Annotated in this window: 18 protein-coding genes and 2 tRNA genes; 10 read left to right on the top strand and 10 right to left on the bottom strand. The window is 67.7% G+C overall.

From position 1 onward, the window contains the following. Positions 1-8 precede the first annotated feature (8 nt). Positions 9-1,166: an FMNH2-dependent alkanesulfonate monooxygenase gene (gene ssuD / locus HWX31_RS07895; protein WP_059896000.1), complete on the bottom strand. Its 1,158-nt coding sequence runs from the start codon at positions 1,164-1,166 to the stop codon at positions 9-11. A gap of 339 nt (positions 1,167-1,505) precedes the next feature. Between ssuD and HWX31_RS07890 the strand changes: the two genes are divergently transcribed. Further along, positions 1,506-1,934 carry a hypothetical protein gene (locus HWX31_RS07890; RefSeq protein ID WP_010092481.1) on the top strand — a complete coding sequence of 143 codons (429 nt, stop codon included), beginning with the start codon at positions 1,506-1,508 and terminating at the stop codon, positions 1,932-1,934. Between the two features lie 96 nt (positions 1,935-2,030). On the opposite strand, the gene HWX31_RS07885 is transcribed toward HWX31_RS07890, so the two are convergent. Genes HWX31_RS07885 through HWX31_RS07875 form a run of 3 tightly spaced genes read right to left on the bottom strand, consistent with a single transcriptional unit; the run spans position 2,031 to position 4,042 of the window. Beyond that, on the bottom strand, positions 2,031-3,173 hold the full coding sequence (locus HWX31_RS07885) for an enoyl-CoA hydratase/isomerase family protein (protein ID WP_174964186.1): 1,143 nt from the start codon (positions 3,171-3,173) through the stop codon (positions 2,031-2,033). A 29-nt stretch (positions 3,174-3,202) separates the two neighbouring features. Then, positions 3,203-3,541 (bottom strand): DMT family transporter, encoded by a 339-nt coding sequence (locus tag HWX31_RS07880; protein WP_059560391.1) that lies wholly within the window; start codon positions 3,539-3,541, stop codon positions 3,203-3,205. A 3-nt stretch (positions 3,542-3,544) separates the two neighbouring features. After that, positions 3,545-4,042, bottom strand: a complete 498-nt coding sequence (locus HWX31_RS07875; RefSeq protein WP_174964187.1) for a heme-degrading domain-containing protein — start codon at positions 4,040-4,042, stop codon at positions 3,545-3,547. Between the two features lie 196 nt (positions 4,043-4,238). Between HWX31_RS07875 and HWX31_RS07870 the strand changes: the two genes are divergently transcribed. From HWX31_RS07870 to HWX31_RS07840, 7 genes are all read left to right on the top strand, one after another. Then, positions 4,239-4,315, top strand: a tRNA-Met gene (locus tag HWX31_RS07870). A 162-nt stretch (positions 4,316-4,477) separates the two neighbouring features. After that, on the top strand, positions 4,478-5,023 hold the full coding sequence (locus HWX31_RS07865) for an NUDIX hydrolase (RefSeq protein ID WP_174964188.1): 546 nt from the start codon (positions 4,478-4,480) through the stop codon (positions 5,021-5,023). A 9-nt stretch (positions 5,024-5,032) separates the two neighbouring features. Then, positions 5,033-5,797, top strand: a complete 765-nt coding sequence (aat, locus tag HWX31_RS07860) for a leucyl/phenylalanyl-tRNA--protein transferase (RefSeq protein ID WP_174964189.1) — start codon at positions 5,033-5,035, stop codon at positions 5,795-5,797. Positions 5,798-5,830: 33 nt separating this feature from the next. Next, a complete protein-coding gene (locus tag HWX31_RS07855; protein WP_174964190.1) occupies positions 5,831-6,661 on the top strand; it encodes an arginyltransferase in 831 nt (276 codons plus the stop codon). A gap of 152 nt (positions 6,662-6,813) precedes the next feature. Further along, the gene (locus tag HWX31_RS07850) at positions 6,814-7,851 is read left to right on the top strand and encodes a quinone-dependent dihydroorotate dehydrogenase (RefSeq protein ID WP_059617286.1); all 1,038 of its coding nucleotides are present in this window, start codon (positions 6,814-6,816) and stop codon (positions 7,849-7,851) included. Between the two features lie 92 nt (positions 7,852-7,943). Further along, the gene (locus HWX31_RS07845) at positions 7,944-8,738 is read left to right on the top strand and encodes a cystine ABC transporter substrate-binding protein (protein WP_010092489.1); all 795 of its coding nucleotides are present in this window, start codon (positions 7,944-7,946) and stop codon (positions 8,736-8,738) included. A 131-nt stretch (positions 8,739-8,869) separates the two neighbouring features. Next, positions 8,870-9,565 carry an amino acid ABC transporter permease gene (locus tag HWX31_RS07840; RefSeq protein ID WP_174964191.1) on the top strand — a complete coding sequence of 232 codons (696 nt, stop codon included), beginning with the start codon at positions 8,870-8,872 and terminating at the stop codon, positions 9,563-9,565. 36 nt (positions 9,566-9,601) lie between these two features. On the opposite strand, the gene HWX31_RS07835 is transcribed toward HWX31_RS07840, so the two are convergent. The 4 genes from HWX31_RS07835 to HWX31_RS07820 form a co-directional block, all read right to left on the bottom strand. Next, positions 9,602-10,588: a Gfo/Idh/MocA family protein gene (locus tag HWX31_RS07835; protein ID WP_174964192.1), complete on the bottom strand. Its 987-nt coding sequence runs from the start codon at positions 10,586-10,588 to the stop codon at positions 9,602-9,604. Positions 10,589-10,689: 101 nt separating this feature from the next. Beyond that, a complete protein-coding gene (locus HWX31_RS07830) occupies positions 10,690-11,406 on the bottom strand; it encodes a FadR/GntR family transcriptional regulator (RefSeq protein ID WP_059617280.1) in 717 nt (238 codons plus the stop codon). Between the two features lie 253 nt (positions 11,407-11,659). Further along, positions 11,660-12,364, bottom strand: coding sequence for a ribose-5-phosphate isomerase RpiA (rpiA, locus tag HWX31_RS07825; protein WP_174964193.1), 705 nt, complete (start codon positions 12,362-12,364; stop codon positions 11,660-11,662). An 85-nt stretch (positions 12,365-12,449) separates the two neighbouring features. After that, the gene (locus tag HWX31_RS07820; protein ID WP_174964194.1) at positions 12,450-13,325 is read right to left on the bottom strand and encodes an N-acetylmuramoyl-L-alanine amidase; all 876 of its coding nucleotides are present in this window, start codon (positions 13,323-13,325) and stop codon (positions 12,450-12,452) included. A 224-nt stretch (positions 13,326-13,549) separates the two neighbouring features. Between HWX31_RS07820 and HWX31_RS07815 the strand changes: the two genes are divergently transcribed. Then, complete coding sequence (locus tag HWX31_RS07815) at positions 13,550-15,235, top strand: long-chain-fatty-acid--CoA ligase (RefSeq protein WP_174964195.1); 1,686 nt, start codon at positions 13,550-13,552, stop codon at positions 15,233-15,235. 140 nt (positions 15,236-15,375) lie between these two features. On the opposite strand, the gene rlmB is transcribed toward HWX31_RS07815, so the two are convergent. Together rlmB and rnr are read right to left on the bottom strand one after the other, a co-directional pair. Continuing rightward, entirely contained in the window at positions 15,376-16,119 is a 744-nt protein-coding gene (gene rlmB, locus HWX31_RS07810) for a 23S rRNA (guanosine(2251)-2'-O)-methyltransferase RlmB (protein ID WP_174964196.1), read from the bottom strand. A 147-nt stretch (positions 16,120-16,266) separates the two neighbouring features. Continuing rightward, the gene (gene rnr / locus HWX31_RS07805) at positions 16,267-18,723 is read right to left on the bottom strand and encodes a ribonuclease R (protein ID WP_174964197.1); all 2,457 of its coding nucleotides are present in this window, start codon (positions 18,721-18,723) and stop codon (positions 16,267-16,269) included. A gap of 244 nt (positions 18,724-18,967) precedes the next feature. On the opposite strand from rnr, the gene HWX31_RS07800 reads away from it, so the two are divergent. Continuing rightward, positions 18,968-19,054 (top strand) — tRNA-Leu (locus tag HWX31_RS07800). Positions 19,055-19,116: the final 62 nt, after the last annotated feature.

Raw genomic sequence — 19,116 nt, 5'->3', positions numbered from 1 at the left:
CCGTTCGCTCAGCTCTGGCTCGCCTTCGGCAGATAGTTGTTGCCGACGATCTCGCCGAACGGGCCGGACAGCGGGCCGGTGGCCTTGGACGCGCGCGGCCCCTTGATCAGCGGGAACACGAGCTCGGCGAACCGATACGATTCCTCGAGGTGCGGATAGCCGGACAGGATGAAGGTCTCGATGCCGAGCTCGGCGTATTCGCGCATGCGCTCCGCGACCTGTTCCGGATTGCCGACGAGCGCGGTGCCCGCGCCGCCGCGCACGAGGCCGACGCCGGCCCACAGGTTCGGGTACACCTCGAGCGCCTCGCGGCCGCCGCGCTTGCCGCCGTGCAGCGCGGCCATGCGGCGCTGGCCTTCAGAATCCATGTTCGCGAACGCCTGCTGCGCACGCGCGATCGTCTCGTCGTCGAGGCGGCTGATCAGGCGCTCGGCGTCGCGCCACGCTTCGTCCTCGGTCTCGCGCACGATCACGTGCAGGCGGATGCCGAACTTGATCTCGCGGCCGCGTTCCGCCGCCCGTGCGCGCACGTCGGCGATCTTCTTCGCGACCGCTTCGGGCGGCTCGCCCCACGTCAGATAGGTGTCGATGTGATCGGCGGCAATCGCATGCGCGGCCGGCGACGAACCGCCGAACCACAGCGGCGGGTGCGGATGCTGCACCGGCGGATAGAGCGCCTTGCCGCCCTTCGACTGCAGATGCTTGCCGATATAGTCGAAGCCGCCGTTGTCATGCGACGCGGTGAGCAGGCCGCGCCAGATGTGCAGGAAATCGTCGGTGATCGCATAACGCGTGTCGTGATCGGCGAACAGGCCGTCGCCTTCGAGTTCGGCGGCATCGCCCCCCGTCACGACGTTGATCAGCAGACGCCCGCCGGACAGGCGGTCGAACGTCGCCGCCATGCGCGCAGCGAGCCCCGGCGACGCAATGCCGGGCCGCACCGCGACGAGGAACTTCAGCCGCTGCGTCGCCGGAATCAGGCTCGACGCGACGACCCACGCATCCTCGCAGGAGCGGCCGGTCGGCAGCAGCACGCCCTCGTAGCCGAGCGTGTCGGCCGCGACGGCGACCTGCTTGAAGTAGTCGTAATCCGCGGCGCGCGCACCTTCGGCCGTGCCGAGATAGCGGCTGTCGCCATGCGTGGGGATAAACCAGAACACATTCATCTGCTGCTCCTGCGTGACTGTCCTTGCCAGAATTGAGATAAAGCACCGCCCTGCTCGCGCCGCGGACGGGCGGCGCATGCATCGCGTGCGTTCGAATCGGGATGGCTCGCCGGCCAGCCGCGCGGCGGGCGAGTACGCGGTTGCGCGGCGGGTTCTGGGAAATCAGTCTAGGGACGGGGGGTGGGCTTTGGAACGATTTTTTTGAGCTTAAGTTTTCCGCTTTCGTGATTAGCATGACGCTGGAGCGAATATCCGCCCGGGCACCCCCTATAATGACGGACCATTTCGAACAATCCCGCGGGGACGGCCCCGGCCGTACGCGCCCGCGGTGCACTTACGATGCAGAAAGTCATCCTGCCGTTCCTGTCGGGCTTCCTGGCCGCGCTGTTCTTCCGCGAAGCGACGCTCGCGCTGCTTCATACCGCGGACCTGATCGCCGCGGCCGGCTTCTCCACAGCGCCGTTCGCGCCGCTCGGCATTCCTGAATTTGTCGCAAACGCGCTGATCAGTGCGTGCTGTGCCATTCCGATGGCGTGGCTGCTGCGCGTGTCGCCGGAGCGCGAGGCGCCGTGGATCGGCGCGCTGGTGTTCGGCGGGATCGTGCTGACCGCCGCCCGCGTGTTCGCGATCGATCCGCTGCGCGGCATCTGGCCGTCCGGCAACATGCTGCCGGTGCTCGCGGTCGGCTTCGCGGCGAATGCGCTGTGGGGCTGGGGCGCGCTCGTGTTCATGCGCGCATTCATGTCGGACGCCGCACGAGAGGAATGACGGGCCGAAGCGCCCGCCCGCATCAAGCCTGAAAACGAATCGGCCGCCTGCATGCGCAGGCGGCCGATTTGTTTCATCCGATGGTGCTAAAGACCGTCAGTCGCGCAGATTCCGCAGCGGATGCGTGTCGGGCGCCCACGGGCTGTCGAACATCGCCAGCACGTCCGCGCGATCGACGTCCGCAATCGACTTGAAGCGCCAGGCCGGCTGCTGGTCCTTGTCGACGATCAGCGCGCGCACGCCTTCGATCACGTCGCCGCGCGCGAACGTCGAGCGCGTCAGGTCGAGGTCGCGCCGCAGGCAATCGGCCATCGTCGCGCCGCGCGCGCGCTCGACCACTTCCAGCGAGACCGCCATCGACAGCGGCGACAGCTGGCTGCGCATCGCGTGCGCGGCCTTCTCGACCCAGCCGTCCACCGCCGCGCAATCCTGCTCGGCGTCGAGCGACGCGAGCGTCGCGACGAGATCGGGCTGCGCGAAATGACGGTCGATCCCGGCGCGCGCGTCCGCAAGCGCCGACGTGTCGGGCGTCGGCACGACCTTGTGCGCGGCGGCCGCCGCGGCCACGCATTCGACCGCCTGCGCACCGCTGTCGAAGCGTTCGTGGCGCAACGCGTCGAGCAGCGCCGGCAGCGCCGCGTCGGGCACGTAGACGTCGGCGAGCTGCGCGTACAGCGCGCCTGCCGCATCGAGCGTCGCGCCGGTCACCGCGAGATAGCGGCCGATCGCGCCCGGCGTGCGCGCGAGGAACCAGCTCATCCCGACGTCGGGGAACAGGCCGATGCGCGTTTCCGGCATCGCCATCTTCGTCGAATCGGTAACGACGCGCAGCCCGCCCGTGTGCCGCGCCGCCTGCGAAATGCCCATGCCGCCGCCCATCACGACGCCGTGCATCAGCGCGATGTACGGCTTCGGATAGGTGAAGATCGCATGGTTCAGCGAGTATTCGTCGATGAAGAACGTGTCGACCGCGTCGCGGTCGCCGCGTTGCCACGCATCGTGGAAAAAGCGCACGTCGCCGCCCGCGCAGAACGCGCGTGCGTGAGGGCTGTATACGACGACCGCGACGACCTCGGGGTCGTCGCGCCAGGTGTCCAGCGCCGCGTGCAGCGTGCGGATCATCCCGACCGACAGCGCGTTGAGCGCCTTCGGCCGGTTCAGTTCGAGAAAGCCGATGCGGTTCGCCACATAGGCGCGCACATCGTGCTGGTCGGAAGCGACGGGGATGGAATCGGTCATGAAAGCAATCCGGCTGGTCGCAGGCGCGGTCAGTGCGCCTGCATCTTCGAGAACAGGTTCAGCACGACGACGCCCGCGACGATCAGCGACAGGCCGATCACCGCCGGCACGTCCGGCACCTGGCGATACAGCAGCATCGCGACGAGCGTGATCAGCACGATGCCGGCGCCCGACCACACTGCATAGATGATGCCGACGGGCATCGTCCTGAGCGTCAGCGACAGGCAGTAGAACGCGGTGGCATAGCCCGCCACGACGAGCAGGGACGGCCACAAGCGGGTGAAGCCGTCCGCCGCGCGCAGCGCGGACGTGCCGATCACCTCCGCGACGATCGCGATCGCGAGCCACGCGTAACCGGGGAGCTGCATCGCTCAGCTCCTCGCCAGCGCGAGCGCCGCGTAGTCCTGCCCCAGTTCCGCGCAGAGCGCCTCGACGACCAGCTCGTGGTCCGCGCGCTGCGGCAGCCCCGACACGGTCACCGAGCCGATCACGCCGGCGCCGTCGACCGTCAGCGGAAACGCGCCGCCGTGCGGCGAATACTCGGTCACCGGCAACCCGTGCTTGTCCGCGAGCGTCGTGCCGGCCTGCTGCATGCGCAGGCCGATCGCGTACGAGCTGCGGCGGAAATGCGCGACGACGTTGCGCTTGCGGCGCACCCAGTCGGCGTTGTCGGGTGTCGCGCCGGCCAGCGCGGCAAAGAACAGCGTCTGGCCGAACGTGGTGATGTCGATCGCGACCGCATGGTCGCGCGACGCGGCGAGCGCGTGCAGCCGGCTGCCGAGCGCCCACGCGCGTGCGGCATCGAAACGGGGAAACACGAGCGCCTGTTCCTGCGCGCCGATCGACTGCAGATCGAGAGGAATATCCATGAATCCGTCAAAGCGAAAAGGAGGCGCAGCCAGGACCGCTGCCATCGCACGCGGCGCCGCTGCCGGGGTGTCGACACAAACCGCTCGATTCTAGCGCACGGTTCGGCGTACCTGCCCCAGAAGCCCCTATAAGCCGATTGTCAGAAAGTGCTTGCACAGCCGGACACACTTCCTTATAATTTATTTCTTCGACGGACGCGGGGTGGAGCAGTCTGGCAGCTCGTCGGGCTCATAACCCGAAGGTCGTAGGTTCAAATCCTACCCCCGCAACCAAGCGTCCCGATTCATGCAGGAAGCCCGGCCCAAGCGCCGGGCTTTTTGTTTTCCGCTCACGCTTTGCGCCACGCCCGCGCGCCGGCCTCCGCTCGACTCGGCGCGTTCGAGAATGCGCCGCCCCGGTGATACACTCGCATCACCTCGTCCCTTCCACACGACATGAAATTCTGCTCCGTCTGCGGTCACGAAGTCATCGCGCGCATTCCTCCGGGCGACAACCGCGAGCGCTTCGTCTGCGATCAATGCGGCACGATCCACTACCAGAATCCGCGCAACGTCGTCGGCACGGTCCCCGTGTGGGGCGAGCAGGTGCTGCTGTGCCGCCGCGCGATCGAGCCGCGCTACGGCTTCTGGACGCTGCCGGCGGGCTTCATGGAAATGGGCGAGACGACCGCCGAGGCCGCCGCGCGCGAAACGCTGGAGGAAGCCGGCGCGCGCGTCGAGGTGCAGAATCTCTTTACGCTGCTCAACGTGCCGCACGTGCATCAGGTGCACCTTTTCTATCTGGCACGTCTCGTCGATCCGGCGTTCGAGGCCGGCGAGGAAAGCCTCGAGGTGAAGCTGTTCGACGAGGCCGACATTCCGTGGGACGAAATCGCGTTCCCGACCGTCAGCCAGACCCTGCGATTCTTCTTTGCCGACCGTGCCACCGGCGACTACGGCGTCCACACCGGCGACATCTTCCGCTCGCTGCGCAACGGCTGAGCGCCGCCCATGGTCCCGTGGCTCGGCCCTGACGATCCGTTTCCGCCCGTCGAACGGGCACTCGGTCCGGCAACCGGCGCACCGGGGCTGCTCGCCGCCAGCGCCGACCTGCTGCCGTCGCGCCTCATCGACGCCTACCAGCGCGGCATCTTCCCGTGGTATTCGGACGGCCAGCCGGTGCTGTGGTGGAGCCCCGACCCGCGGATGATCCTCGTGCCGGCCGAGTTCAAGGTGTCGCCGTCGCTGAAGAAGACGCTGCGGCGCGTGCTGCGCGAGCCGGCATGGGAAGTGCGGGTCGACCACGATTTCGCCGGCGTGATGCGCGCCTGCGCGCAGGCGCCGCGACGCGGCCAGCGGGGCACCTGGATCACTGCGGAGATCATCGACGCGTACACGTCGCTCCATCGCACCGGCAACGCGCACAGCATCGAGACCTGGCACGACGGACGGCGCGTCGGCGGGCTCTACGGCGTCGCGTTCGGGCGGATGTTCTTCGGCGAATCGATGTTCGCCGACGCCACCGACGCGTCGAAGATCGCGCTGGCCACGCTGGTCGCGCACCTTCGCGAGCACGGGCTGGAGATGATAGACTGCCAGCAGAATACGTCGCATCTAGCGTCGCTCGGCGGCCGCGAGATCGCACGCAAGGCCTTCGTCGCCCACGTGCGCCGCGCGGTGGCCGAACCGCCGATACCGTGGCAGTTCGACAAGCGCGTGCTCGCCACGCTGGCGGGCCGCGGCGAACCGGCGGCCCGTGCCGGAAACGAGCGCTAGCGCGGCACTCCCTCCTTGCCACGAGAGCTGCCCATGACTCACCCGACTGAGCTGCCGCTTTCACCGCTTTCGGCGCTGCAATTCTATGCAACGGCGCCCTACCCGTGCAGTTACCTGGACGGCCGCGTCGCGCGCTCGCAGGTTGCGACGCCGAGCCACCTGATCAATTCCGACATCTACACCGAGCTCGTCAAGGCCGGCTTCCGGCGATCGGGCGTCTTCACCTACCGGCCGTACTGCGACGGCTGCCGCGCGTGCGTGCCGGTGCGCGTGCCGGTCGCGGCGTTCACGCCGAGCCGCACGCAGCGGCGGATGTGGAAACGGCACCGCGCGCTGATCGCGACGGTGTCGCCGCTGCATTACGACGAGGAGCATTACGCGCTGTACATGCGCTACCAGTCCGCGCGCCACGCGGGCGGCGGAATGGACCGCGACAGCCGCGACCAGTACGAGCAGTTCCTGCTGCAGAGCCGGATCAATTCGCGCCTCGTCGAATTCCGCGACCTCGATGCGCCGGGCGGCGAGCCGGGCCAGCTGCGCATGGTCAGCATGATCGACATCCTCGGCGACGGGCTCTCGTCCGTGTACACGTTCTTCGAGCCTGACGACCCGCATACGAGCTACGGCACCTACAACATCCTCTGGCAGATCGAGCAGGCGAAAAGCCTCGGCCTGCCCTACGTGTATCTCGGCTACTGGATCCGCGAAAGCCCGAAGATGGCGTACAAGGCGAATTTCCACCCGCTCGAAGGGCTGATCGACGGGCGCTGGAAGCTGCTCGATCCGGAACGGCTCGACTTGCCGCCCGTCGACGCGGCGCTCGCGCGCGCGCCGCTCCCCGGCGGGCATTCCGGCTCGATCTGACACGCGCGTGCGGCGCAGCGGCGTGCGCCACGCGCGCCGCCGCCGCGTCATGCTATCCGGCCGTCACGGCGCGCGTCAGGCAAAGGCCGCCCCGGACGCGCAACTCCCGGTAAAATAGCCGGTTGTCATATTTTCGGCTGTCGCCCATTCCCGTGTTCAGTTCCCTCTATCCGTTGGCCCGCGCATCCCTGTTCAAGATGGATGCGGAAGATGCTCACCACCTCACGCTGCGCGCGCTCGGCGCGGCCGGCCGCACCGGCCTCGCCTGCGCGCTGTCGGCCCGCGTGCCCGACGCGCCGCGCACCGTGATGGGACTCACGTTCCGCAACCCGGTCGGCCTCGCGGCCGGCCTCGACAAGGACGGCGCGGCGATCGACGGCCTCGCGGCGCTCGGCTTCGGCTTCATCGAGGTCGGCACGGTCACGCCGCGCCCGCAGCCCGGCAACCCGCGCCCGCGCATGTTCCGGCTGCCGCAGGCCGATGCGCTGATCAACCGGATGGGCTTCAACAACAGCGGCGTCGAGCAGTTCGTGAAGAACGTGCAGGCGGCCCGCTACCGCGGCATCCTCGGGCTGAACATCGGCAAGAACGCCGACACGCCGATCGAGCGCGCCGCCGACGACTACCTGTACTGCCTCGAGCGCGTCTATCCGTTCGCGAGCTACGTGACGATCAACATCTCGTCGCCGAACACGAAGAACCTGCGCCAGCTGCAGGGCGCGGGCGAGCTGGACGCCCTGCTCGCGGCGCTCAAGGACAAGCAGCAGCGCCTCGCCGACCTGCACGGCAAGCTCGTGCCGCTCGCACTGAAGATCGCGCCGGACCTCGACGACGAGCAGGTCAAGGAAATCGCCGACACGCTGCTGCGCCACAAGATCGAGGCGGTGATCGCGACCAACACGACGCTGTCGCGCGCCGCGGTGCAGGGCCTGCCGCACGCGGACGAAGCCGGCGGCCTGTCCGGGCGGCCGGTGTTCGAGGCGTCGAACGAGGTGATTCGCAAGCTGCACGCCGAACTCGGCAGCGCGGTGCCGATCATCGGGGTCGGCGGCATCTTCTCCGGCGCGGACGCGCAGGCGAAGCTCGCGGCCGGCGCGTCGCTCGTCCAGCTGTACACCGGCTTCATCTACCGCGGCCCGTCGCTCGTCGCCGAATGCGTGAAGGCAGTGGCCGGCGCTCGAGCGTCGTAATATAGGCATAAGCAAACTATATTTCGCTATTGATAGCTTTATCGCTATCATCGATCCGAATCATTGACCCGGACCGGGTAAGGAAACACACGATGAAAATTGCGCTGCTGAAGAAACTGCTGGTCGCCGGCCTGATCGGCGCGTCGTTCACCGCCGCGACCGCGCACGCGGCCGACCTCCTCGACGAAGTGAAACAGCGCGGCACGCTGCGGGTCGGCCTCGAAGGCACGTTCCCGCCGTTCAACTCGAAGAGCCCGCAGGGCGAGCTGGTCGGTTTCGACGTCGACATCGCGAAGGCCGTCGCGGCCAAGCTCGGCGTGAAGCCGGAATTCGTCACGACCGAATGGAGCGGCATCATCGCGGGCCTGCAGGCGGGCAAGTTCGACGTGATCGCCAACCAGGTCGGCATCACCGACAAGCGCAAGGAAACGCTCGACTTCTCGCCGGCGTACACCTATTCGTCCGCGCAGCTGATCCAGCGCAAGGACGACACCCGCCAGTTCAAGTCGCTCGAGGATCTGAAGGGCAAGAAGCTCGGCGTCGCGCTCGGCACGAACTACATGGACATGGCGAAGTCGGTGCCGGGCATCGACGTGAAAACGTACCCGGGCGCGCCCGAGTACCTGCGCGATCTCGCGGCCGGCCGTCTCGACGCGGCGCTCAACGACCGCCTGATGCTCGCGTACCTGACGAAGAATTCGCAGCTGCCGCTGCGCCCGGGCGCGAACGTCGGCTCGGCGAACCCGTCGGGCATTCCGTTCAAGAAGGGCAACCCGAAGTTCCAGAAGGCGATCGGCGACGCGATGGCGCAGCTCGAAGCCGACGGCACCTTCACGAAGATCTCGGACAAGTGGTTCGGCATCGACGTGACGAAGCCGATCAAGTAAGCACTCGAGCAAGCTCGCCAGCATACCCGCCGGAAGGCGGGTCGAAAGGGCGGCATCCTCAACGATGCCGCCCTTTGTTTTTTCGCCCGGTTTATGATTGCGCTTTCGCGCATGCACCCGCCTAGCACTCCATGTCGACCACTTCCCTGCTCGTCCAATCGCTGCCGGTACTTGCCCAAGGGGCCGTGCTCACCGTCAAGTTCGCTGTCCTGTCGATGGTGTTCGGCCTGATGGGCGCCGTCGTACTGGCGATGATGGGCATCCGGCAAAGCGACGGCATCACCTCCGGCGTCGAACGCGTGGTCGTGAACACGCTCGCGGCACTCGCGCGCGGCTACGTCAGCGTGATGCGCGGCACGCCGCTGCTCGTGCAGATCTTCGTGATCTATTACGGGCTGCCGAGCCTCGGCATCTCGCTCGATCCGACGCCCGCGGGCGTCATCGCGCTGTCCGCCAACGTCGCCGCCTACATGTCCGAAAGCATGCGCGGCGCGATCAACGGCATCCACCGCGGCCAGTGGCTCGCCGCGTACAGCCTCGGGCTGTCGTGGGGGCAGACGCTGCGCTACGTGATCGGCCCGCAGGCGCTGCGCATCGCCGTGCCGAGCCTGTCGAACAGCCTGATCAGCCTGATCAAGGACACGTCGCTCGTGTCGGTGATCACCGTCACCGAGCTGCTGCGCAGCGCGCAGGAAGTGATCGCCGCGACCTACCAGCCGCTGCCGCTGTACCTGGCCGCCGCCGCCGTGTACTGGGTGCTGTGCCAGATCCTCGAATGGGTGCAGCGCTGGTACGAAAAGCGGCTGTCGCTGCCGGCGCGGCACTGACGCATCACGCACGTCACGCGCCGGACGGCGGCCGCCTCACTCCCCCGGATAGCGCACGCCGAGCGCGGCGCGCGCCGCATCGGTCATCGCGATCATCCGCCGCGAATGATCGTGCGTCATCACCGGGCTTTCGGTCCGCCCCGCGCGCAGCAGGTCGCAGAAATGCGCGGTCTCGTAGTTGAGGCCGCCGCCGTCGAACGGCGCGTCGAGCTCGACCACCCGGCCGTCCGCATAACAGATCGTCGCGCGCGCCGGATTCCACCATTTCTCGTGGATCGTCACGTGCCCGCCCGCCGCGGCCAGCAGCGCGTCGCCGCGCCCCATCACGTCGAGCCCGCAGAAGAGCTGCGCAATGCCGCCGCCCGCGTGGCGGCTGTTGAGGCTCGCGAACACGTCGACGCCCGTCGCGCCGACCCGCCCCAGCGTCTGCACGTCGAGCGGCGCGCCGAGCCAGTCGACCGCGAGAAACGTCTCGTAGATGCCGATGTCGAGCAGCGCGCCGCCCGCCTGCTCGAGGCGATACACCGGATGGTCGCCGGGCACGCTCGATGACGCGCAGCCGGCCCGCACGAGCCGGATCTCGCCGATCGGGTCGTCGCGCAGATGCGCGCGCAGCTTGCGGTACAGCGGGAAAAACGGCGGCTTCATCGCCTCCATGAACAGCCGGCCGGCGTTGCGCGCCGCATGCAGCACGGTCTCGAGCTGTGCGGCATTGAGCGTCGCGGGCTTTTCGCACAGCACGGCCTTGCCGGCCGCTAGCGACGCCAGCGCGTACTCGGCATGACTGTCATGGAGCGTCGCGATGTAGATCGCATCGACGTCGCTCGCGAGGAGCGCGTCGAGACTGGCGGCAGGCGTGCCGCCATGGGTTGCGCAGAAGGCTGCCGCGGCGTCGGCGCGACGCGCCCAGACGCCCGCCAGCGCGGCGCCCGGTACGTGCGCAAGGCTCTGCGCGAAGCGGCGCGCGATGCTGCCTGCGCCGACGATGCCGAAGCGCACCGCGCGTGATTCGAGGTCTTTCATCCGGATCATCCGTGTCGGTCGTGAGACGATGGCCGACGTCATGCCGGCCGGGCGTCATGATAAACGGCAAGCCGCCGACCGGATGAGCGGAATGCGCCGGGTCAGGCTCGCACCGGCACGTCGACGGAGAAGTCCCGGGAGATTTCGTCGGCGCTGAAGTCGATCAGCGCGAGCGACGCCGCCTCGGCCTCGCGCGGATCGCGGCGTTCGATCGCGTCGACCACGCGCGCGTGCGCCTTGAGCGCCACGTCGTGCGCGCCCGCCTTCTGCACGACCCGCGGATTCACGAGCCGCACCGCGCCGCGCACGATCGCCGCCATCTGCTGGAAGAACTGATTGCCGCTCGCGTGAACGATCCGCGTATGCAGCAGTTCGTCCGCCGCGTCGTAGCCGGGGTCGCCCGGCTGCAGCGCCTTGAATGCCTCGAACGCCTCGCGAATGCCGGCGACCTCGGCCGCGCTCGCGCGCACGGCCGCCTGCGCGGTCGCCCGCGGCTCGATCAGCATCCTGAATTCGATCACGTCGCGCATGAACTGCGGATCGGGTTTCGCCCGAAACCGCCAGCTCACGACGTCCTCGTCGATCATGCGCCAGTCACGCATGGGCCGAACGCGCGTACCCACTTTCGGACGGACGTCGAGCATGTCGCGCGCCAGCAACATCGACAATGCCTCACGCATGACCGTGCGGCTCACGTCGAATTCCTTCGACAGTACATCCTGCGGCGGCAAAATGCCGCCGTACTTGTCCTCGACGATGCCCGCGACAAGTCCATCCATCACTTTGGCGACCAGTGACCGGTCTTTGCCCTGCTCCATGACACCTCCCCGTGCGTCGATTTGCGAATACCTGCTCCGCAGTTCCGCCGGCCCTGGTTACGACTGTTCTTATGATCTATAAGTTGATGAGTTTCGAGGCCGTTACGCTATCTGGTAAACACCTGACAGGGTTATCCCTCTTACTTTCGGGGGGGATTTATAAGGCATCCAAAAAAGCCCGGGAAGCGCTCTGCGCTTGCCGGGCCGCGATTTTAAACAAGATTTGAACATGCAGTGCATTACGCACTGCTTTTCATTTCTTACAAACGTCGGGATAAACGATAGTCTCGACGCCGCGCTCCGTGCCGAGCAGGCACAGGTTCGCGCCGCGCGCCGCGAACAGGCCGACCGTCACGACGCCCGGCCATGCGTTGACCTCCGCTTCGAAGCCGCGCGGATCGGCGATCTGCAGGCCCTTCACGTCGATGATCTCGTTGCCGTTGTCGGTGATGGTCGGCGCGCCGTCCTTCGTCACGCGCAGTACCGGCACGCCGCCGGCCGCCGTCACGCGCCGGCCGATCGCGGTGCGCGCCATCGGCACCACTTCGATCGGCAGCGGGAATGCGCCGAGCACCGGCACGCGCTTGCTCGCGTCGGCGATGCACACGAACGTGTCGGCCACCGACGCGACGATCTTCTCGCGCGTCAGCGCGCCGCCGCCGCCCTTGATCATCGCGCCGCTCGCGTCGATCTCGTCCGCGCCGTCGACGTACACCTGCAGCGATTCGACGTCGTTCAGGTCGAACACCGTGATGCCGTGCGCCTTCAGGCGCTCGGTCGTCGCGACCGAGCTGGACACCGCGCCGCGATAGCGCGACTTGACGGCGGCCAGCGCGTCGATGAAGCAGTTGGCGGTCGAGCCGGTGCCGACGCCGATCACCGCGCCTTCCGGCACGTTCTGGATCACGTAATCGGCCGCGGCCTGGCCGACGAGGCGTTTGAGTTCGTCTTGAGTCATGTGAGGAAAATGCTGCTGGATTGCGGAAAACCGCCAGTTTACCGGAGTCGGGCGATTGTCCGCGCGTTTGCGGCCCACGGCGCGCTCAGGGTGCGCCGGAGGCCGCGCCGTCTTCCGCCGGCGCCTGGCCCGGAAGGTACTTGTCGAGCAGCGCCTGCGCGATCGCGTCGCTCTCCGCGTCCGCGTCGCCCGTGTAGTCGGACGGCCGGAAATGCATCTGGAACGCGGCGAACACGCGGCGCGTACGCGCGTCGAGCACGCCGTCCGTCGGCACGTCATAGCCGTAGCGCGCCAGCTTGAGCTGCAGCCCGCGCACGTCGACCGCCGCATGCGGATCGCGGCCGGCCAGACGCGCGGCGACCGTCGCGTCGTCCGGCCATGCGCCGACGCCGGCCTGCGCGAGCGCGTGCCACGGGAACGCCGGCCCCGGGTCGATCTTGCGCTGCGGCGCGATGTCGCTGTGCCCGACGACGCGCGTCGGCGGAATCGCGTAGCGCGCGACGATGTCTTGCGACAGGCGGATCAGCGCATCGACCTGCTCGGGCGGATACGGCTGCCAGGTGCGGCCCTGCGGCGTGTCGGTCGGGCCGCCGTTGACGTTCTCGATGCCGATCGACGCCGCATTCAGCTCCGTCGCACCCTGCCATGCGCTGACGCCCGCATGCCACGCGCGCTGCGCCTCCGGCACGAGCTGGAAGACGACCGGCTTGCCCCATTCGATGCGCGGCTGCGCCGGCACGACGTAGTGCGCGCTGACCGCGTCGCCCGTCAGCGTGCGCAGCGATCGCGCTTCGCCGCTCTCGGTGTAGTGCATCACGAGAAAACGGATGCGCGCATCGGCGCCCTGCGCGTGATGGCTCGTATCGGCGAAGTACGTACTGCGCCCGACGAGCGACGGGGACGTGCACGCGGCCAGCATGCAGAGGCCGGCGCAGAATGCGCCGCGAATGAAAAGTTTCATGGATAGGCATCCGGAGGAACGGCGTGCGCCATTCTAGCGAGTCCGCCGCGCGCGGTCGCCGTCCCGGGCGAGACGTGCCGCGTCCCGTCAAGGGAACCGGATCAGGTCATCGACTTGTCATAGGCAGTCGTTCCCGCGACAATCGGCGTCCGCCGACGCGCAGCGACGCGCTCCGACACCGACAAAGCGATACGCGCGAGCGTCGCGACACTGAGAGAACCACGATGGAAAGAATCTGGCTGAAGTCCTACCCCGAGGGCGTTCCCGCGACCGTCGATCCCGATCGCTACCCGTCGCTCGCGCACCTGCTCGACGAGTCGTTCGCGACGTTCGCGGCACGCAATGCGTATGCGTGCATGGGGCGCACGATGACCTACGCGGAACTCGACACGTACTCGCGCCATCTCGGCGCCTGGCTTCAACACCGCGGGCTGCGCAAAGGCGCGCGCGTCGCGGTGATGATGCCGAACGTGCTGCAGTATCCGATCGCGGTCGCCGCGGCGCTGCGCGCAGGCTTTACCGTCGTCAACGTCAATCCGCTCTATACGCCGCGCGAACTCGAGCACCAGCTCCGCGATTCGGGCGCGCAAGCGCTCGTCGTGCTCGAGAACTTCGCGACGACGCTGCAGCAGGTGATCGCGCGAACCGACGTCCGGCACGTCGTCGTCGCGTCGCTGGGCGACCTGCTCGGCCCGCTGCGGGGCATGGTCGTCGACTTCGTCGCGCGCCGCGTGAAGAAGCTTGTGCCGCCGTACCGGCTGCCCGGCGCGACGCCGTTTCGCACGGCGCTGCGGGACGGCGCACGGCAGCCGTTCCAGCCCGCCGCGCTGAATCACGACGACGTCGCGTTCCTGCAATACACGGGCGGCACGACCGGCGTGTCGAAAGGCGCGACGCTCACGCATCGCAACGTGATCGCGAACATCCTGCAGAACGACGCGTGGAGCCAGCCGGCGCTGCGCAAGGCGCCGCAGATCGACGCGCTCGTGACCGTCTGCGCGCTGCCGCTCTATCACATCCTCGCGCTGAACGCGTGCATGCTGATGGGCGCGCGCTGGGGCGCGATGAACCTGCTGATCCCGAATCCGCGCGACGTCGACGGGTTCGTCAAGGAGCTGTCGCGGCATCGCGTGAATTTCTTCCCGGGCGTGAACACGCTGTTCAACGCGCTGCTCAACCATCCCGGGTTCGCCGCGCTCGATTTTTCCGGACTGCGGATCACGCTCGGCGGCGGAATGGCCGTGCAGGAGGTCGTCAGCGCGCGCTGGATGAAAACGACCGGCTGCCCGATTCTCGAAGGCTATGGCCTGTCGGAGACGTCGCCCTGCGTGACACTGAATCCCCCGACGCTCGGCGCGTTCACCGGCACGATCGGCCTGCCGGTGCCGTCGACCGACATCGCGCTTCTCGGCGAGAACGACGAGCCCGTTGCGCAAGGGCAGCCCGGCGAGATCGCGATCCGCGGCCCGCAGGTGATGGCAGGCTACTGGAACCGCCCCGACGAAACCGCGAAGGTGATGACGCCCGACGGCTTCTTCAAGTCGGGCGACATCGGCGTGATGGACGAGCACGGCTTCGTGCGCATCGTCGATCGCAAGAAGGACATGATCCTCGTGTCGGGCTTCAACGTGTATCCGAACGAGATCGAAAACGTCGTCGCCGCGCATCCGGGCGTGGTCGAATGCGCGTGCGTCGGCGTGCCGGATTCGAATTCGGGCGAAGCGGTGAAGCTGTTCGTCGTGCGACGAGATCCGGCGCTCACCACGGAAGCGTTGATGGCTTATTGCAAGAAGGAATTCACCGGCTACAAGAAGCCGAAGTACATCGAGTTCCGCGACAGCTTGCCGAAGTCCAATATCGGGAAGATCCTGCGGCGGGAGCTGCGGGACGAGCACGGGCAGACTGCGTAATTGCGCAGAGGCCAGCTCCGGGCATGGAGCTGGCCTTCCAGATGAACATCAAAAAAGGCGGCATCGTCACCGATGCCGCCCAACTTCAGGCCCGCCGTCCGGCCGCAGCGACCGGCGGTCGACGCAAAGACGTCAACACGTCACGCCTTCACGCGCCGCTGCCTTACCGCTTCATACAAACACACGCCGCTCGCGACCGACACGTTCAGGCTTTCGACGCTGCCGGCCATCGGAATGCTCATCACTTCGTCGCAGGTATCGCGCGTGAGCCGGCGCATGCCCTCGCCTTCCGCGCCCATCACGAGCGCGACCGGGCCGTCGAGCTTGATGTCGTAGAGCGTTGCCGACGCTTCGTCCGACGTGCCGATGATCCACACGCCGGCCTCCTTCAGCTCGCGCAGCGCCCGCGCGAGGTTCGTCACCGTGATGTACGGCACCGTGTCGGCCGCGCCGCTCGCGACCTTCGCCGCCGTCGCGTTCAGGCCGACCGCGCGGTCGCGCGGCGCGATCACCGCATGCGCGCCGGCCGCATCGGCCACGCGCAGGCACGCGCCGAGGTTGTGCGGATCGGTGACGCCGTCGAGCACGAGCAGCAGCGCCGGGCCCTGGATGCCGTCGAGCAGCTCGGACAGGTTCTGCGCGAGCGGAATGTCCTCGACGCGCGCGACGACGCCCTGATGGCGCTCGGTGTGCGCGAGCCCCCACAGGCGCGTCTCGTCGGCCGCGATCAGCCGCACGCCCGCTTCCTTCGCGGCGTGCAGGAAATCCTGCATGCGGCGGTCGCGGCGCGTCTGGTCGTACAGCACCTCCGCAACCGTCGACGCATCGTGCCGCAAGCGTGCGGTCACCGCATGAAAACCGTAAAGAACCTTCAGACGTGACATGACTGGAACAACCTTCGATCAAACGCGCGGCCGCGCAACGCGCACGGCCGCAAACCATGGAAACGGAAAGCGCCGCGTGCCCGGCGAATGACCGGTCACGCGGCGTCTCTCGATGCTGTGGACGCAGCGCATGCGCTGCGCCTTCGTTCAGTACTTCTTGCGGGCGCGCGCCTTCTTTGCCGCCGTCTTCGCCGGCGCCCCCTTCTTCTTGGCGATGCCACGCGCCGCGCGTGCTTCCTTCACCGCCACGCTCGGCGCGCTCGCGGCCTTCTTGCCGCGCGCCGGCTCGTCGGCCGGCGGCAGCGCGCGCACGCGCGGGCCGCCGCGATCCGCACCGGCGGCCACGGGTGCCGCCGCCGGACGCGGCGCCTTCACCGGCGTGTCGCGCACCAGCCGGAAATCGATCTTGCGCGCGTCGAGGTCGACGCGGCTCACCTGCACGCGCACCCGGTCCGACAGGCGATAGCGGATGCCGGTGCGCTCGCCGCGCAGCTCGTTCTTGATCTCGTCGTACTGGAAGTAGTCCGAGCCGAGCTCCGTGACGTGCACGAGGCCTTCGATGAACAGCGTGTCGAGCTGCACGAAGATGCCGAACGACGTGACGCCGTTCACCATCCCGCCGTATTCCTCGCCGAGCTTGTCGCGCATGAAGTAGCACTTGAGCCACGCCTCGACGTCGCGCGACGCCTCGTCCGCGCGCCGTTCGTTCGCCGAGCAGTGCAGCCCGAGCTCTTCCCAGATCGCGGTGTTCGTCGTGCGCGAGCGATTGCGCGCCTCGTCGTCGGCCTGCTGCATCGCGCGGGCGCGCGGCGACAGCGCGGTGTTCAGCGCGACGCCGTCCGGTGCCTTCGGCACGTACTTCTTGCCGGACAGGATCGCGTAGATCGCACGGTGCGTGAGCAGGTCCGGATAGCGGCGGATCGGGCTCGTGAAGTGCGCATAGGCTTCGTACGCGAGACCGAAGTGGCCGATGTTGTCCGGGCTGTAGACCGCCTGCTGCATCGAGCGCAGCAGCATCGGCTGCAGCATCTGCGCATCGGGCCGGTCGCGGATATGCGCCATCAGCGCCGCATAGTCGCTCGCGTGCGGCGTGTCGCCGCCGCCGAGCGTCAGCCCCATCCCGCGCAGGAACGCGCGCAGGTTCTCGAGCTTCTCCGCGGTCGGCCCCGCGTGCACGCGGTACAGGCCCGGATGCTTGTTGCGCTTCAGGAAGTCGGCCGCGCACACGTTCGCGGCCAGCATGCACTCCTCGATCAGCCGGTGCGCGTCGTTGCGCTGGCGCGGCAGGATCTGCTCGATCTTGCCCTGCGTGTTGCAGACGATGTACGTCTCGGTCGTATCGAAGTCGATCGCGCCGCGCTTTTGCCGCGCGGCGAACAGCGCCTTGTAGACGCCGTACAGGTTCTGCAGGTGCGGCAGCAGCTCGGCGCGGCGCGCGGCCTCCGGCCCCTTCGTGTTCGCGAGCACCGCCGCGACTTCCGTGTACGTGAGGCGCGCGGCCGAATGGATCACGGCCGGGTAGAACTGGTAGGCCTTGATCTCGCCGCGCGCGGTGATCACGATGTCGCACGCGAGCACGCAGCGATCGACCTGCGGATTCAGCGAGCACAGCCCGTTCGACAGCTTCTCCGGCAGCATCGGAATCACGCGGCGCGGGAAATACACCGACGTGCTGCGCTCGACCGCGTCGCCGTCGAGCCCGCTGCCCGGCTGCACGTAATGCGACACGTCGGCGATCGCGACGATCAGGCGGAAGCCGTCGCCGCGGCCGACCTTGACCGGCTCGCAGTAGACCGCATCGTCGAAGTCGCGCGCGTCCTCGCCGTCGATCGTGACGAGCGGCACGTCGCGCAGGTCGACGCGGAACCGCAGGTCGGCGGGCCGCACCTTGTCCGGCAGCGCGGCCGCGTCGTCGAGCGCGGGCTGGCTGAATTCGTGCGGCACGCCGTACTTGCGCACCGCGATCTCGATCTCCATGCCGGGATCGTCGATGTCGCCGAGCACCTCGACCACGCGGCCGAGCGGCTGCGAATGCCGGCTCGGGAAATCGGTCAGCTCGACGACGACGACCTGCCCGACCTTCGCCTTCTTCACGTTCTGCGTGATCAGGATGTCATGGCCGATGCGCTTGTCTTCGGGCGCGACGATCAGCGCGCCGTTCTCGTTGAGCAGGCGGCCGATCACGCGCTTGTTCGCGCGGTCGGTGACCTCGACGACATGGCCTTCCGGCCGGCCGCGCCGGTCGTAGCCGACGATCCGCGCGAGCACGCGGTCGTTGTGCATCACCTTCTGCATCTCGCCGTTCGGCAAAAACAGGTCGTCCTGGCCGTCGTCGCGGATCACGAACCCGTAGCCGTCGCGATGGCCCTGCACGCGCCCGGCGACGAAGTTCGAAGGATGGGTCAACTGGTAATGGCCGCGTTTGTCGAGCCGGATCTGGCCGTCGCGCTCCATCGCGGCGACGCGCCGGAAGAACCCTTCGCGCTCCTGGCGCTTGATCGACAGTGCCTCGGCGATGTCGTTCGCGGCGAGAGGCGCGTCGCTCGTACGCAGCACGCCGAGAATCTCTTCACGGCTCGGGATGGGGTACGGATATTTGCTCAAGGGCTTGTCGATGGTTGTTCTCGTTGCGATGGCTGATGGTGCGCGGCATCAATACGACCATGCCGATTTAGACATGTCTATATTGGTGGCGGCCATTCTAACACCCGGTCGTGCCGCAAACGATGCGGACGCGTTGCGTTCGCCCGCCGGCCGGCCCGGTTCGATGCACTGCAAAAAAGTGTTGACATGAATAAATGGGGCGCTATAATTGCGTTCTTTCGCGATGCAGCACCAAGCGAAACGTGCCCAGGTGGCGGAATTGGTAGACGCACTAGGTTCAGGTCCTAGCGGTGGCAACACCGTGGAGGTTCGAGTCCTCTCCTGGGCACCACTTGATTTCGAAAAAGGTCAGCGCAAGCTGGCCTTTTTTCATTTCCAGCGTCAGGAAGCATC

It is taken from the genome of Burkholderia ubonensis, from assembly GCF_902833085.1.
Lineage (GTDB): Bacteria > Pseudomonadota > Gammaproteobacteria > Burkholderiales > Burkholderiaceae > Burkholderia > Burkholderia ubonensis.
The sequence above is the reverse complement of the archived record's forward strand: the minus strand, read 5'-3'. Positions and strand labels throughout refer to the sequence as shown.

Coding starts and splice junctions, on each gene's coding strand:
- HWX31_RS07880 (WP_059560391.1), bottom strand. CDS start 3,541: ATGCAGCTCCCCGGTTACGCGTGGCTCGCGATCGCGATCGTCGCGGAG.
- HWX31_RS07820 (WP_174964194.1), bottom strand. CDS start 13,325: ATGAAACTTTTCATTCGCGGCGCATTCTGCGCCGGCCTCTGCATGCTG.
- HWX31_RS07815 (WP_174964195.1), top strand. CDS start 13,550: ATGGAAAGAATCTGGCTGAAGTCCTACCCCGAGGGCGTTCCCGCGACC.
- HWX31_RS07885 (WP_174964186.1), bottom strand. CDS start 3,173: ATGACCGATTCCATCCCCGTCGCTTCCGACCAGCACGATGTGCGCGCC.
- rlmB (WP_174964196.1), bottom strand. CDS start 16,119: ATGTCACGTCTGAAGGTTCTTTACGGTTTTCATGCGGTGACCGCACGC.
- HWX31_RS07840 (WP_174964191.1), top strand. CDS start 8,870: ATGTCGACCACTTCCCTGCTCGTCCAATCGCTGCCGGTACTTGCCCAA.
- aat (WP_174964189.1), top strand. CDS start 5,033: ATGGTCCCGTGGCTCGGCCCTGACGATCCGTTTCCGCCCGTCGAACGG.
- HWX31_RS07845 (WP_010092489.1), top strand. CDS start 7,944: ATGAAAATTGCGCTGCTGAAGAAACTGCTGGTCGCCGGCCTGATCGGC.
- ssuD (WP_059896000.1), bottom strand. CDS start 1,166: ATGAATGTGTTCTGGTTTATCCCCACGCATGGCGACAGCCGCTATCTC.
- rpiA (WP_174964193.1), bottom strand. CDS start 12,364: ATGACTCAAGACGAACTCAAACGCCTCGTCGGCCAGGCCGCGGCCGAT.
- HWX31_RS07835 (WP_174964192.1), bottom strand. CDS start 10,588: ATGAAAGACCTCGAATCACGCGCGGTGCGCTTCGGCATCGTCGGCGCA.
- HWX31_RS07865 (WP_174964188.1), top strand. CDS start 4,478: ATGAAATTCTGCTCCGTCTGCGGTCACGAAGTCATCGCGCGCATTCCT.
- HWX31_RS07855 (WP_174964190.1), top strand. CDS start 5,831: ATGACTCACCCGACTGAGCTGCCGCTTTCACCGCTTTCGGCGCTGCAA.
- HWX31_RS07890 (WP_010092481.1), top strand. CDS start 1,506: ATGCAGAAAGTCATCCTGCCGTTCCTGTCGGGCTTCCTGGCCGCGCTG.
- HWX31_RS07875 (WP_174964187.1), bottom strand. CDS start 4,042: ATGGATATTCCTCTCGATCTGCAGTCGATCGGCGCGCAGGAACAGGCG.
- HWX31_RS07830 (WP_059617280.1), bottom strand. CDS start 11,406: ATGGAGCAGGGCAAAGACCGGTCACTGGTCGCCAAAGTGATGGATGGA.